Source organism: Prauserella shujinwangii, assembly GCF_003001955.1.
Lineage (GTDB): Bacteria > Actinomycetota > Actinomycetes > Mycobacteriales > Pseudonocardiaceae > Qaidamihabitans > Qaidamihabitans shujinwangii.
On the sequence record NZ_PVNH01000010.1, the window covers coordinates 13,649 to 27,935 of the forward strand.

The following is a 14,287-nucleotide window of genomic DNA, read 5'->3' on the forward strand; positions in this document are numbered from 1 at the left end:
CGGAGCGGAGCCCTTCCGTCCTGGGAACGGCGTGGAGTCAGCGCCCGGTCGCGCCGTCGATCAGCTCGCGGAGGATGTCCGCGTGGCCCGCGTGGCGGCCGGTCTCCTCGATCATGTGGGTGAGTGCCCAGCGGATGCTGGGACCGGGGCGGCCCGGCCGTGGCCGGGGAACCGGTGCGCCGGGATCGGTGCATCCGTCGAGAACGTCGTTCGCGCGTTGGACCGTTTCCCGGTAGCGGGCGACGACATCGGCCACGCCGTCCGCCGGTGCGGCGTGGAACGTCGCCTGCCAGTCGGTGACGTGGTCGCCGAGGAACATCGCACGCTCGACGAACGTCAGGTGGTTGAGCAGGCCGAGCAGGTTCGTACCCGACGGCACCGCGGCTGTTCGCGCCTGCGGGTCGGGCGCTCCGTCGACCTTTCCGGCGATCGAGCCCCGGAGGTAGTCGAGGAATCCGCGCAGGACCGCGATCTCACTGTCCCCGGTGCGGGGCGGCGGGGTGTCGCGGTGGCCACGGTGCCTGGTGCGGGACATGGTGTTCTTCCTTCCCTGCCGGGAGCGGTGATGGGCGTCAGTCATGCGGTGCGGTGCAGGAGCAGGACATGGTCGGTGACCTCGGCGGTGCGCCCGTCCGGTCCTTCGGCGATCCGGCGAGGTGAGTCGGCGCGCTCGACCGTCCACGTCGTCTCGTCGAGGCCGAGGTCCGCGGCGACCTCCCGGGGGCCCGGGTACCGGAGGTCGCGATCCTGGTTCCAGGACCACGGTGCGGTCGAGCCGTGGTCGACGACCAGCAGCCGCCCGCCCTGGCGCAGGGCGTGCGCGGCCGAGCGCAGCACGGTCGCCCTGTCCAGGTGCGCGGGAGTGTGCAGGTAGTGCGCACAGATCAGATCGAACCGGCCGCGCGGGAACGACTCGTGCAGGTCGTGCCGCAGGGCGACGACGCGGTCGCCCACGTCAGTTGACCGGGCGAGGCTGGCGAGCCGCTCGACCGCCACGGCCGAGATGTCGACGGCGGTGACGTGCCAGCCCTGGCGGGCGAGCCACAGCGCGTCGCCACCGGCGCCGCATCCGAGGTCCAGCGCGTCGCCGGGGGCAGGCCCGCCACCGTCTCGGTGAGCCGGACGTTCGGCCGCGGGTCCACGGCTGCCGTTCGGGCCGCGTGGACACCGTCCCAGAACGCGAACGCATCGGTGGTGTTCATCAGTACTCCCTCCGCCGGTATGCGCCAAGCCTCGCCGGACTCGTCCCGGGCTGGCACGAAATCTTGCTGTTCCGGCAAGATCGTCGCGACGAAGGGCGGACGTCGGGCTCGACGTGCTCAACGGGGCCCGCTGCGAGCCGTGCCGCGCGGAGGGCGTGCCTACTCGCCGCGCCGGCGCACCATCTCGGCGATCCAGACCGGGGCGAACGGAGACGTACAGTTCGGGGGAGTCGGGTAATCCTTGAGCACCTCCAGGCGCTCACCGATGCCGACCGCCCGGGCGCGGTGCTCGGCGTGCTCGATCCCGATCTGAGCCAGGCAGTGGTTCATCGCCCACTGCAGGCGGTCCGGAGCGCCGGCCATCTCCGCCTCGATCACGTCGAGCAGCCCAGCCAGGTCGAGGCCCTCGGGCTTCTTGGCCACCCGCTCGGTGGTCAGCGCCCAGCCGGCACTCGCCACCACGGGATCCGGATCGGCGAACCAGGCCTGGCGCAGCGGTTCGGCGTGCGGGTTCTTCCTCACCACGTAGTTCACGAGCCAGTCGTGCACCTTGGGGGTGCGTGCCTCGCGCACCATGGCGTCCAGCTCGTCCCGCTCGAAGGCCTTCGGCCGGCAGATCAGCAGCGCCAGCAGTCTCGCCGCGGTGTCACCCGTCTCCCACAACCGGCGCGCGAGTTCCTGCTGCGTCTTCAGCCGCTTCGCGAGCGCGCGCAGCGTGCCGAGGTTCACCCCGTGATCGTCACCGTGCTTCTCGTTCACCGCACGGATCTTCGGGTCCTCGCGCGCGGCCAGCTCGGCCAGCACGTCGGACACCGTCGTCTCGGTCGTCTCGGTCATCCGCGGTCACCTTCCAGCACGGGTGGGACGAGCCTACGAGGTCGCTCCCGATCGGGGCGAGTTCTCGTCGCTGCGGACCGCGGGGAACACGGCGTTCACGAGGTGCAGCACGGTGCGCACCAGCCACTCCCGGGACGCGGCCTTGAGCATGATCTGGTCGATCTTCGGATCGTGTCCGAACGCTTCCAGCCCGATGGCGGACAGCCACATGTCGCGGTTCCGCTCCACCACGTCGAGGTGGACCTGCCGCTTGCTGCCGAAGTAGTGGTTGAGCAGTGCCCTGGCCACTCCGGCCTCGGCCGCGATATCCGATGTGGACACGGTGGAGTAGCTGCGGGCGCCGAACAGCCGCCGGGCGACACCGAGGATCTCGGCTCGCCGCGCGTCCGGCTCCATCCTGCGCCGTGGCGCCTGGTCCCGCATGCTCATGCCGACAACCCCCTCACCGAGCTGCCACGGTGTCAACAACGCATCCTCGACGCGGGGCGCGCCGGGCTACGCGTACATCGACTCGATCGTCTCCGCGTACCGCTCGCTGATGACCTTCCGCCGCAGGCTCAGCTTCGGGGGCGGCTCGCGGGACTCGGCCGTCCTGATGCCCGCTCGTCGATGTCCTCGCCGCCGGGTACGGTGGGCGCGGGTCGGCGAGGTGCCATTCCGGGGTGCGACGAGGGCATGTTCACGTGGACGTCCGGGGCGCGGAACGTGCCCGCGCCGTGCCGGTCTCTCGCCCCCGCGTTCACCGTGCTCGCCGCGGCCGGGTGCACACCGGACGGCACGTCCCGCGACCGGGATCGGCCTTCGCTCCAGGAAAGCGCCCCGTGTCCGGAGACCGAACCCACGGATGCCGGCGATCTCCCGGCAGCGCTTCACCAGTCGGACAACGACTGGTTCGGGAAACATGGTTTGTGGACGGCTCTGCCGGAGGTCGGGGATCCGCCTCGGCGACGGGGGACCGTTTCCCGGTGAAGTATCCCTGGGTGACCCTGCGGAACGGCGCGTTCACCTCCGCCTACGGTCCACCGTCGGTGCGCGCGCGCCGCCTCGACGGGCCCGGTGAGGCCGAGGGCACCCACGGCGGTTTCGCCACGGACACGGGCGGCTTGCGGTTCTGGCCGAGCGGGATCGAGTTCCCCGCACGCGGGTGCTGGCTGGTCACCGGCCGCCTGCGGGGAACGGTGGTGCGCTTCGTCCTCGAGCTGTGACGCCTCCCGCCCGGCCGGGCGGGAGGCGACCGTGCCGGGGCGCGGCGCGGCCCCGCGCCCCGGCACCGGTCAGCGGAGCCGCACCACCCGCAGACCGGGCGCTGAGCGGATCTCGTGCTCGCAGAACCTCGACCGCACCCACCGGCCCTGCGCGAACAGCTCCGTCTGATCCGCGTGGTGCGCCGAGGTCGGGTCGCTGGACTGCGAGTAGGTCAGCAGCGTCGACGCCTCGGGACACCGCCCGCGGGAGAACGAGACCACCTGGATGTGGCTTGACCCGTGCCTGACCTCGACGGCCCCGCGCGCCGGGTCCCATGTCGGGACGATCATGTTCAGCACGCCCTGTTCGCCCTGCCCACCGGGCACGGGAATCGTGCGCCCGTCGCGCACGACGTAGTGGTTCCGGCCGAGTGGGGAGTCCGGCTCGACCCCCGCCGCGCGCAACTCGGCGATCGCGTCGCCGAGGGCCTGCCGCACCGCCGGGTGCGTGGTGTCCAGCGTGTTCGGCGTACCGACCGGGTCAGCCGGGTCGAACGGAACCCGCCACACGTCGTCCCGCCCCGCGACGCGCAGCCAGTAACGTTCGAACAGCAGGCCCCCACGGCTGGTCGTGGCCATCCGCCGGTCCCAACCGGACAGTGCGGTACACGCGTCGCCGACCGCCACCGTGCCGCCGTCCGACGTCGGCGCGAGACCGTCGGGGAACGCCGCGCACATCGCCGCGGTCTCGTCCGCCGCCTCGGCGCCCAGGAAGCTGCGGTTGTCGAACAGCAGGTCCCGCATGCCCCGGTGGGTGAACGCGCCGAGCCGCCGCTCGACCTCGGTGATCGCCATGCGGGTCCGCGGGTTGCGTTCGGTGCCGATGTCGCCCATGATCCGCGGATAACCGGTGATCGGCCGGCGCGGGTTGGTCAGCCAGGCGCTGTCGTTGGCATTGGCCACGTAGTCCGACCGGGTCAGCACCGGCATCCGGCTCGGCCCGAAGATCCCCGGCACCAGCGCGTCCCGGTCCGTTCCCCAGGCGCAGTCCGCACGCGACCCGTCCAGAACGGGCAGGCCTGCCTCGGGGAAGAGCGCCCGGCCGAGCGGCGTGCTGCATCGTTCGGCCAGCTGGTCGGTCACGTGCGGCACCACCTGGATGTCGGCGTAGAGCGCGCGGCCGGACCGGTCGGCGGCCACCGTGTTGACCCACGGCACGCCCTGGGTCCTGGACAGGACGCGGACGACGTCCTTGGTGCCGCGGGCCCGACCGAGCTCGAACCACGTGTTGAGGCCGCGCATGTTGCCCTCGTTGGCGTCCCGGAGGGTGTACGCGCTGCCGGTGGTCCAGTTCAGCGGCAGTCCGAACACCGGCGAGAGCACCGGGCCGTACCGGGTCGAGTAGAGCGTCCGTTCGACGCGGCCCAGCGAGCCGTCCGGGTTGCGCACCGCCACGGCGACCTTCCGGCTGGTCATCCGCTCCACCTTGCCGTCGACCAGGTAGCTCGTGGGATCGCCGGGTACCAGGCTGACCTCGTAGAGGCCGAAGGTGGTGGGCGTGGCGACGGTGTGGCTCCAGGCGACGTCGCGGTTGAAACCGATCTGCACCAGCGGCATCCCGAGCAGGCTGCCGCCGCTGACGTCCAGCCGTCCCGGCACGGTCAGGTGTGACTGCCAGAACCGGCGGCCGCCGTGCCACGGATAGTGCGGATTGCCGAGCAGCAGACCGCGCGCGTCCGCCGTGCCCGCCGAGCCGACCGCGATCGCGTTGCTGCCCATGTCCTCTTCGCCGAGGGCCGCGCGCACCCGCTCCGCCGCGTCGGCCGGGACGGCGGTCGCCGCGGGCGCGTCCCCGGACGGCGGGGCGGCGGCGGTGATGCCGTCGATCACCTGACCCGAACCGCCCAACGTGGCGAGGGCGTGGAAATGGCGGTAGACATCCCGTTCGCCGATGGGCCGCACCCACGCGGCGCCGCGGCAGGCGGGGTCGGAGATGTTCCCGACGCCGGTGTCCCGCAGGTAGCGGTTGTAGCCGGCGACGTAGCCGCGGACGATGTCCCGCACCTCCGCCCTCGGCCCGTGCGGCGGCCGTGCGGCGATCGCCCGCTCGACCACTCCGGAGTCGTTGACCTGCTGGAAGTACAGGTCGCTGCTGAGGCTGGTGCGGGTGCCCCCGTAGGCGCTGTTGCCCGGCGCGTCCGGGCCGAGATAGCGGGACCGTTGCGCGGCGACCGTCAGGTAGGTGTCGGCCAGCACACAGATGTTGTCCTTCGCCGCGGCATACCCGTACCCGTAGCCGAGACCGGCGAAGTTCCTGGCGGTGATGTGCGGGATGCCGTACTCGGTGTAGCGGATGTCGGCCGCGAGCCCGCCACTCGGGCCGGGGGTCGCGGGATCGCCGGTGGCGACACCCGGAGCGGTCGTGAATACCGTCGCGGCGGCGGCGACCAGAGCCGCGGCTCGCCAGTGCATGCCTCTTCGCATGCCCAGATTCCTACCGGGTCCGGGCGGTGATCGGATCAGGGTTCGCCCTGATGCCGGAGGAGGAGGAGGAGGAGGAGCGCCCCGGGCTCACGTCAGCAGGGGGTATGCCGGGCGAACGATGGCCCGGCATACCCCCGGTCGGCCGCAGGGCCCGTGGGGCAAAGCGGGTAGCCGGGGTGGTCCGGTCCGGATCGCCGCGCCGGCGGCGTCCGCGCGGCGGGGATTCCCGTCAGGTGTTGGCCGCCGAGGCGGGCTGGAACAGTTCGACCAGGTTGCCTGCGGGGTCGGCGAGCAGGACCTGGCGCCCGCCGGGACCGCTGACGACCTCGCTGCGGAAGGGCAGCCCGGCTTCGCGGAGCCGGATGAGCTCGGTGTCGAGGTCGTCGACGACGAGGTGGACTCGGTTGTGACCGGGGGTGGTGGCATCGCCCGGGGTGGCGCGGGCGCCCGAGCTGGTGGGGCCGGAGAGCAGGAGGCGTAGCGGGCCGCGCACCACGTCGGCGAAGGCCGGGGCGGCGTTGGTGTTCAGGGTGAAGCCGAGGTGGCCGGTGTAGAAGTCGATGGCCGCCTGGACGTCGTCGACCAGGTAGCGGACGCTGGCGTGCTGACCGGTCATGGTGTCAAGCCTCCGTTGGCTCGTGGTGGGTGGTGTCCAGCACCGGCAGCAGGTGCCGGATGCGGGTGTCGATGTCCGCCGCGGTGCGGTGGAAGTGGTCCGTGCCGGGTTCGGGGACGCTCCAGTGCGCGCGCCTCGGCTCGTGCTCGAACTCCGGGAGAGCTTCGCGGGCCTTGTCGCACAGGGTGATCACATGGTCGAACCGGTGCTGTCGCATCGTGTCGACGGCGCGGGGGCGCTGACCGGCGATGTCGATGCCGAACGTGTCGCGCAGCACTCGCGCGGTGTCGGGATGGAGGTGGGGTTGGGGCCGGGTTCCGGCGCTGGTCGCGTGCACCCGGTCGCCGGTGCGGTGGCGCAGCAGGGCCTCGGCGACGGGGGAGCGGGCGCTGTTGCCGGTGCACACGAACAGCACGCTGATCCGGCTGCCCGACGGCGTCGCGGGTTCCGGGCGCGGGCCCGGCCGCAGGGCGGGATGCAGCGCGCTGCCGGTGGCGGCGAGCGCGTCCGCGCAGCGGTCCAGATCCAGGTGGTAATAGCTGTCGCGGCCGTCGAAGCTGCTGCGGGTCGCGGTGACCAGCCCGCCGTCGCGCAGCAGCCGCAGGTGGTAGGACACCAGGTTCTGCGGTTCGCCGACCAGAGCCACCAACTCGCGAACCCGGTGGTCGCCGGTGGCCAGCGTGGTCAGCAACCGCCAGCGCAGCGGGTGCGCGGCGAGCCGGACGAAAGCCGGTCGCTCCCGGTTCGATCCGTCCATGCCGCGCAGATTACATCAAACTGGTTTGATTGAATAGCTGGAACTGATGAGGGCCCGTGCCGCGGCCCCGCCGTCCATTCCGCCCACGGCCGTGGCGATCGAGTGCCGCACGGGGAGGACGGTCGGGAATGGACAGAGAACGGTCAGCCGCGCCACGACAAGGGGCCGATTCGCTGCGAAACCGGGCTGGGCGGCGATCGTCCTGACCGGTGTGGTGAGTTTCGGCGCGCTCAGAGCGAGCCGCTGGTGGCCGGGTTCCGGCGCTGGTCGCATGCACCCGGCCGCCGGCGCGGTGCTCGCCGATGCGGCACGAACTCGGCCCTGCACCGAGACCGGAACCTGGTCGCGCTCCTCCAGTGCGCCAAGGCCGCGCCCCGCACACACCGCGCGACGCGGGACTGAGCTCGACCTCCCGGTACGGCCGACGGTATCCCCGGTCAGCCCACCAATGGTCGGTCTGCATGTCCTGAGGGGCCATACGGAGATCATTTCCGGAAATACGGAAAAGCGGGAAAATCACTCAATGTTTCGTTGAAGTTTCGGGGAGTGATGTATAGGCTGATACTTGCTCTGGGAGCGCTCCCAAATCGATCACAAACATTCGACCGAATGGAGGCGTATCCATGCGTCAGCGCAGTAGCTCCTGGGCTGTTACCAGACGGCGGGGAATCATCGCACTGCTCGTCAGCACGCTGGCGTGCTTGTTCGTCTGGACGCCGACGGCCGCGGCGCACGGCACCATCGTCAGTCCCGCCACACGCGCCTACCAGTGCTGGCAAACCTGGGGCAGCCAGCACACCAACCCTGCGATGCAGGAGCAGGACCCCATGTGCTGGCAGGCTTTCCAGGCCAACCCCGACACCATGTGGAACTGGATGAGCGCACTGCGGGACGGACTTGGCGGGAACTTCGAGGCAAGAACCCCCAACGGGCAGCTCTGCAGCAACGCCCTGTCCCGCAACGACTCCCTGAACAACCCTGGCCCCTGGAAGACCACCAATGTCGGCAGCAACTTCTCGATGCGCCTGTACGACCAGGCCAGTCACGGTGCCGACTACTTCCGGGTCTACATCAGCAAGAACGGGTTCGACCCGACCACCCAGCGTCTCGGTTGGGATGACCTCGACTTCATCATGCAGACTGGAAGTTATGCTCCGGCCAGCGAAATCACGTTCAACGTCCAAACCTCCGGTGCCTACAGAGGACACCACGTCGTGTTCACGATCTGGCAGGCTTCGCACCTGGACCAGGCATACATGTGGTGCAGTGACGTGAACTTCGGTTAGCGATCGGGCTGACCGGCCGTCTCGGAGTGTCCGGCCCGGCGCCGAAGGGCAGTACCGATGCCGGGCCGGACACCCCGTTGTCCACGCGATTCTTCTGTCGACACCGGATTGTGGTTTGCCGCCTGATGAAATGGACGCACCGCGGACCGGCCGGGCGTGCTGGCGAGTGGACCTGTTCCGGTGGCGTGGGGTGACGTGCGGAAAGAGGACGTGGAATCCGGGTGGAAGAATCGTTTCACTGACGATGATCTGCACCCACGTGTCCTGCTCGACGGAATCCGCGGAACTGCTCCGGCTTTCGCGGGCGGGCCGGAGCCGTACGGCTTGCCCAGGCGCGCACAGGGGCGAGCCGCATGATCCCGTAGCCGGTGGCGAGTCCGGCCTGCCAGCGGTAGGTCCCGATGCCGCCGCCGAGCGAGATCGGACCGGCACGACGAGGACGGCCAGCGCAACCCCGCCGGGCAGGAACGCCACTCGGCCGAGTGGGGCATCCCCTCCGGTTCACCCGATCCCGCTGTGGCCGTCACTGTCCACTCAGTGGCGCCGCCTGGGCCGGCGTGTCGGCTGGATGGCGTGGTGTCACCAGGAGAACCGGATTACGGGGGTGCAGGGTGATGCCGCGATGCGCAGCGAAGGCTCAGTACCGGTCGTCAGGGTCAGCCGCCAGCGGTAAGCGATCGTGGCGACCAGGACAGCGACCTCGGTAAGCGCGTACCGCTCACCGGGACACTTCCGGGCGGCGACGCCGAACGGGATCATGGCGTGCTTCGGAATCGCGGACGCCCTGCCGGGGAGCCATCGGTCCGCACACCGCGTAGACCCGTCTCTGCCCAGCCGGACGGTGACGATCTCGCCGTGGCCAAGCAGCCGGCACAGGAAGCCGAGCGGATCACGCAGCAGCGCCCCGGCGTGCCCGAGGACCGGTAACGCGCCGGGCACGGTGGGCGGCGCGGCCCGGCCGGCGGTCATGATTCACTCCCGGCGACGTAGGGCGGCCGGGCCGGATCGGCCCACTCCCGCATCCGGTAGCGGCCGGATTCATGGTGGAACCAGTACGTCGACGAGATCCAGTTCCGCGCGTTGGCCAGGCACGAACGCACGGTGTCGGCGATCTCCGTGGACCAGTGTCCGGCGTCGAGCAGGGTGGTGAGCCGGGCTTCGGCGGCCAGGAACCGCTCGACGCGGCGGACGGCGTGGGCGCGCACGGCGCCGGTCGCCTGTTCGAGGCCAAGGCCGCGGTGGCGCATCAGGCTGATGCCGAGGTTGTGCAACTCGCCCGCGGCCAGTTCCTTGCGCAGTGAGCACAGATCGTTGTAAGTGGAACAGAACTGCTGACTGGCCGCGACCGCCCGCCGGTAGGCCTCGTGCTCGCGGATCTCGGCAGGCAGCTCCCGGCCGGACGCCGACTCCAGGAGGTCGATCCACACGTCGTGGCCGAACGTGTCCCGCCGCAACGCCAGCAGCTCGTCCACGTCCGGGACACGACCGGCGCGGCGGTTGCGGTACTCCTGGTCATAGGCGTCGAACACCGCGGCCATGTGCCGGGCGAACCGGGCCGCCCAATCGTCACTGAAGTCTCCGCGTATCCGGGGCACGACGTCGGCGAACGCGGCCACCAGTGGCGGGTCGTGCGCGCTGTTCCGCTCGCCGGGTCGGCGCAGTGCCCGCCGCAGGGCCGTCGAGAGCGCCTGCCATGCCTGGTCGTGACTGGCGGCGGCGAGCACGCCGTGCTGGTCGTCCCATACGAAGAACCACGCGGAGAACTCGGCGATCGCGCGCAGGACCGGATCCGGCGCGCCGACGTAGTAACCGGCGACCAGGTCGGTGTAGCAGAGCAGGTTGTCGGTGTAGGCGTCGGCGACGTCGTCGGGCAGCAACCCGTGCGCGGCCATCCACTGGCGGGTGGAGGTGCGCAGAGACCACCGGTGCTCGTGGAACCGCCGGGGAAAGCGGTCCGCTACCACCGCGATCCGGTACTCCGGCGGCACGATGACCGTCTCCGTCGCCACCGTGGTGCCGGTGGGCGGCATGTGCGCGGGCTGCCCACCGCGAGTGGACAGCGCTTCCAGTACCGACCAGGCGACGTCCTTCAGCGCGGCACGGTACGGCTCGGCCGCGTCCAGGCCGTCCACGATGCGTACCGCGTCGTGGACGTTGTGGCGGGCCTCGGTTTCGGCCCACTCCCGGCCACCGGCCTGCTCGACCAGTTCGGCCACGGCGGCGCTGTCCTCGCGGAGCAGGGCGGCGCCGTGGCGTCGCAACTCGTCGGCGGCCGGATGCGGGGCGCGCAGGGCGTGCACGACGGGCAGCGACCTCCTGCGGCGGGCCAGACCCGACCACACGGGACTCCCGGTCGAGGCCGGGCGTCCCCAGAGGCCCACGATGTCGTCGACGAGCTGGACCGCCATCCCCAGCGTGACACCGTAGCGATGGAACGCGAGGGCGCGCCGCCCACGCGGCGGGACGCCGGCGAGGACCGCCCCGATCCGGCACGCCGCGCCGATCAGTTCGGCGGTCCTGTCGGTGGCTGCCTGCCTGGCCCGCTCCTCGCTGATCTCCGTGACGCGCTCGTGGGCCAGGTCCGCGGCCTGGCCGCGCAAGAGCGCCATGACCGCGTCGATGAGCACGCGCAGTGCCGCCCCCGCACGTGGAGTCTCGACGCGCGCGAGCGTGCGGGTGGCCAGCGTGTGCAGCAGGTCCCCGGCCAGCACCGCCCGGCCGGGCCCGCATGGGTCGGAGCCGGAACGCCGCTCCCGGCGGGTGCTGTCGGCGTTCATGATGTCGTCGTGGACCAGGGAGAAGTCGTGGGCCAGCTGCACCGCCACGGCGCCGGGCACGGCGTCGGGGAGGCGTCCGCCGGCAGCCTGGGCGCACAACAGGGTCAGGGTGGGCCGCAGCAGTTTCCCGTTGGTGCCGGTGATCCGATGGCAGTCCGGGCCTGCGGCGCCGAGCGTATACGCGCTGGGCTGACCGAGCTCCGGCGGCAGGCCCTCGAATGCCGCGCGCATCCCGTCGTGCAGAGCGCCCGAGTAGGAATCCAGAATAGACAAGTTCATCGCAACATGGCCCCCAGCAGGTCGGGTCGCAGAACGCCTTTCGCGGCAACATGTTCCGTGAACTCATCGTGGCCGACCCGTGGCCGCGGGGCGACTGCTGAACGGGTGGCTTGCCGATCTTCCCCCGGCCCCCCAGTTGGTCACCTTCCGTGCTCACGCCCGCTGCCCGGCCGCCGAGCAACGCCACTTCCGAGGCTCCCGGCCGTACCGTCGCCGGCCGGGCACCACCACGGTCACCGTCCACCGGACGTACGGGCCGCGGTGCCGAACCGAGCACAGGCCCGGGCAGCGGGCACAGTGTCGGGCGGTTCGGCCACGGTCAGCGCGAACGGGTGACCGGCGGGGATCGTGCCGGTGGTGGCGTCGCCGGGGAGCCGTGATCCCGCGGCCGCCTGTCTCGATGGCGTCGGCCCGTCAGCCCGTCCGGCAGGCCACTGACCCGACCCACCGCGGCGGGTGGAAGCCACCGTGACCTCGCCGACCGCGGATACCGACGTTCCGTGGTCGGCGGGCCGCTCCCGCCGCGCTCCTGGGTCAGCCGCGGGCCATCGCGATCACGCCGCCGAGCCGGTCACCGGCCTCGTAGATCATGTACGGCACGCCGCGGTCGGTGCCGAACGCCGGCGCCGCGGCCCGGCCGTTCTCCGGCGCGGCCGAGCCGGAATCGTAGAAGACGCCGAGATGTTCACGACGTGTGAAGTCGGCACCGACCTCGGTGATGAGGATGTTGCCGCCGCTGTCCCGGTCGGTGTGGTAGACGACATACGCGCTGCCGCCGCGCTTCAGCAGGTGTGGCCCGGACAGGTTAACCGCACCGACTTCCGTGGGGTGGACGAGCGGCTCCGGGGCGAACTGCCAGTCACGCCCGTCGGCCGACCAGCCCCAGCAGATGTCGCGCCGGTTCGCGGTGGTGTTGCGCATGAACACCATGACGTACCTGGCGCCGCGGGCGGGGAGGTCGTGCCGGAAGACCCTGGCGTAGGAGGTCTCCGTCGCGCCGTGCGGCAGCATCGCGGTGTTCAGCACGATCTTGTCGTAGGTGAAGTGGATGCCGTCCTGCGAACGGGCGAGACGGGTGGTGTCGTTCTCCCCGTGGAAGTACAGCCACAGCTCGCGGTGCCCAGGGTGCCACAGCACGTGGGGCGACGAGACGTGGGTGACGTCGTAGTGCGGACTCCACCTGTTGCTGACGATCGGGTTGTGCGGGTACTCGGTGAACGGTCCTTCCAGTGAGTCGCCGTACGCCAGGCAGATCCCACCGGGCTTGTCGTGTGGGGCGTAGTAGAGATAGTAGCGGCCGAGTGGGTCGCTGAGCCTGTCGTACACCCCGCGCACACAGGGAAAGATGATCTCGCCGGTGGGGTTGTAGGCGAGCTGCTCCGGTCGCAGCAGCGTCCGGACGTAGCGGTAGTCGGGAAAGCCGCCCGGCGCGGCGAGGGCGGGGCCGCTCGCGAGCGCGCCGGAGGCCAGCATGGTGGCGCCCGCTGTGGTGGCCTGGAGGAACCGGCGGCGGTTGAACGTCATCGTCTTCAACTCCTTTGTGGAAGGACGGTGGGACTGTCAAAGCTGGGTCGCGGCCGTGACGATCAGTCCGCCGAGTGCGACGCACCACACGTACGGCAGCGTGCGCACCATCACCTGCTGCGGACTGATGCCGGAGTACTGCGCCGCCCACACGGTCTGCGTGCTCGTCGGATCGGCGACGCCGAACACCTGGTTGTACGAGGCGGTCAGGCCGAGCACAGCCACGGCCGGGTAGATGCCGGCGGAGATGAGTACGCCCGCGATGCCCGCGCCGAGGCCGAACACGTTGAGCGGGCCCCGGTAGAGACACAACGGGGTCAGCAGCGCGAAGACCACCACGAAGATCACCGGGTGTCCCGGGCTGATCGCGGTGACGAGCGGGTTGAGCGCCTCGACCGCACCGGGGAGCGTCACCGCGGCGAGCAGGATGCCGATCGCCACGAACAGCGCGATGGGCGGGGCGGCGATGTCGAAGGCGCCGTACAACGTGCGCAGCAGCCGCTTGCTCATCTCCCGTGGCCGCGTGGTGGTCACCAGGGCGTACAGCACCCCGGCGAGCATCGACGGGATGATCGCCAGTTCGAAGCCGAGCGCGAGCACCAGCGGCACGAGCGGAGCGAGCAGGGCGTACCACGGCGCGTCGCCCAGCTGCCGCGCCCGGTTGCGGCGCCGGTCGGCAGCGGAGCGTTCCCCCGGCGCCGCCAGCGACCAGGTGTGCTCGACGCCCTTGCGGCGGGTCTCGATGAGGACGAACAGCACGGCGAACACCACGGCGAACGGAAACAGCTTGAGCATGAAGCCGCGCACCGTGTCGACCGGCAGGTTCAGGGTGGTGGAGAAGAACTGCCAGATCGGCAGCTCGAACGGCATGCCGGCGGCGATTCCCATCAGGATGGTGCCCGCGGCCGTCGTCTTCGGCACGCCGACCGCGATCATCGCGGGGATGCCGATGATGCCCGCCATCATGGCCGCGGGCGCGGACCCGGTGACGGTGCCGACGAGCGCGGAGACGAGCAGCACGCCGAGTGCCACCACGGTGGGCCGGTCGCCGCCGAACTCGACGATCTTGCGGACGAGCGTGCTGGCGATGCCGGTCTCGGCCATCAGCTTGCCCATCCAGGATCCGATGAGGACGGCGAGCATGGTGGCGGCCTGCGCCACGGCGCCTTCCTGGAGCACCGTGTCGATGATGCTGTTCTCGCCGGTGAACGGGGCGCCCACGACCGCCGCGATGGCCACGGCCAACAGCACGAGGGTGAAGGCGGTCGGCAGCTTGCGCGTGAGCATCAGGCCGACCCCGGCCAGCATGAGCAGGAGGATGACGATTCCCATGGCGGTACC

General features: G+C 71.0%; 12 protein-coding genes and 1 pseudogene. 2 read left to right on the top strand and 11 right to left on the bottom strand.

The genetic code is table 11. The annotated features are described in order from the left end of the window. Positions 1 to 37: 37 nt before the first annotated feature. From B0I33_RS22660 to B0I33_RS22675, 4 genes and pseudogenes are all read right to left on the bottom strand, one after another. Positions 38 to 535 (bottom strand): DinB family protein, encoded by a 498-nt coding sequence (locus B0I33_RS22660; RefSeq protein ID WP_106180889.1) that lies wholly within the window; start codon positions 533 to 535, stop codon positions 38 to 40. Between the two features lie 41 nt (positions 536 to 576). Then, positions 577 to 1,202 (bottom strand): annotated as a pseudogene (locus B0I33_RS22665) (class I SAM-dependent methyltransferase). Positions 1,203 to 1,361: 159 nt separating this feature from the next. Further along, entirely contained in the window at positions 1,362 to 2,039 is a 678-nt protein-coding gene (locus B0I33_RS22670) for a DNA alkylation repair protein (RefSeq protein WP_106180890.1), read from the bottom strand. A 33-nt stretch (positions 2,040 to 2,072) separates the two neighbouring features. Beyond that, positions 2,073 to 2,468 (bottom strand): helix-turn-helix domain-containing protein, encoded by a 396-nt coding sequence (locus tag B0I33_RS22675; RefSeq protein ID WP_219927243.1) that lies wholly within the window; start codon positions 2,466 to 2,468, stop codon positions 2,073 to 2,075. Positions 2,469 to 3,004: 536 nt separating this feature from the next. On the opposite strand from B0I33_RS22675, the gene B0I33_RS22680 reads away from it, so the two are divergent. After that, positions 3,005 to 3,244: a hypothetical protein gene (locus B0I33_RS22680; RefSeq protein WP_106180891.1), complete on the top strand. Its 240-nt coding sequence runs from the start codon at positions 3,005 to 3,007 to the stop codon at positions 3,242 to 3,244. Between the two features lie 69 nt (positions 3,245 to 3,313). Here B0I33_RS22680 and B0I33_RS22685 read toward each other — a convergent pair whose 3' ends face one another. The 3 genes from B0I33_RS22685 to B0I33_RS30745 all read right to left on the bottom strand — a co-directional run bounded on the left by B0I33_RS22685 (position 3,314) and on the right by B0I33_RS30745 (position 7,080). Continuing rightward, a complete protein-coding gene (locus tag B0I33_RS22685) occupies positions 3,314 to 5,707 on the bottom strand; it encodes a penicillin acylase family protein (RefSeq protein ID WP_245900946.1) in 2,394 nt (797 codons plus the stop codon). A 229-nt stretch (positions 5,708 to 5,936) separates the two neighbouring features. Beyond that, complete coding sequence (locus B0I33_RS22690; protein ID WP_106180893.1) at positions 5,937 to 6,323, bottom strand: VOC family protein; 387 nt, start codon at positions 6,321 to 6,323, stop codon at positions 5,937 to 5,939. 4 nt (positions 6,324 to 6,327) lie between these two features. Further along, positions 6,328 to 7,080: an arsenate reductase/protein-tyrosine-phosphatase family protein gene (locus tag B0I33_RS30745; protein WP_106180894.1), complete on the bottom strand. Its 753-nt coding sequence runs from the start codon at positions 7,078 to 7,080 to the stop codon at positions 6,328 to 6,330. Positions 7,081 to 7,703: 623 nt separating this feature from the next. Here B0I33_RS30745 and B0I33_RS22700 point away from each other — a divergent pair. Further along, positions 7,704 to 8,366 carry a lytic polysaccharide monooxygenase auxiliary activity family 9 protein gene (locus B0I33_RS22700; RefSeq protein WP_106180895.1) on the top strand — a complete coding sequence of 221 codons (663 nt, stop codon included), beginning with the start codon at positions 7,704 to 7,706 and terminating at the stop codon, positions 8,364 to 8,366. A 579-nt stretch (positions 8,367 to 8,945) separates the two neighbouring features. Here B0I33_RS22700 and B0I33_RS22705 read toward each other — a convergent pair. The 4 genes from B0I33_RS22705 to B0I33_RS22720 all read right to left on the bottom strand — a co-directional run bounded on the left by B0I33_RS22705 (position 8,946) and on the right by B0I33_RS22720 (position 14,278). Then, positions 8,946 to 9,335: a cytochrome P450 gene (locus tag B0I33_RS22705; RefSeq protein WP_106180896.1), complete on the bottom strand. Its 390-nt coding sequence runs from the start codon at positions 9,333 to 9,335 to the stop codon at positions 8,946 to 8,948. Next, entirely contained in the window at positions 9,332 to 11,422 is a 2,091-nt protein-coding gene (locus tag B0I33_RS22710) for a terpene synthase family protein (protein ID WP_106180897.1), read from the bottom strand. The genes B0I33_RS22705 and B0I33_RS22710 overlap by 4 nt, the downstream gene beginning before the upstream one ends. A 534-nt stretch (positions 11,423 to 11,956) precedes the next feature. Next, positions 11,957 to 12,946 (bottom strand): twin-arginine translocation signal domain-containing protein, encoded by a 990-nt coding sequence (locus B0I33_RS22715; protein ID WP_106180898.1) that lies wholly within the window; start codon positions 12,944 to 12,946, stop codon positions 11,957 to 11,959. A gap of 36 nt (positions 12,947 to 12,982) precedes the next feature. Next, on the bottom strand, positions 12,983 to 14,278 hold the full coding sequence (locus B0I33_RS22720; RefSeq protein ID WP_106180899.1) for a TRAP transporter large permease subunit: 1,296 nt from the start codon (positions 14,276 to 14,278) through the stop codon (positions 12,983 to 12,985). Positions 14,279 to 14,287 lie beyond the last annotated feature (9 nt).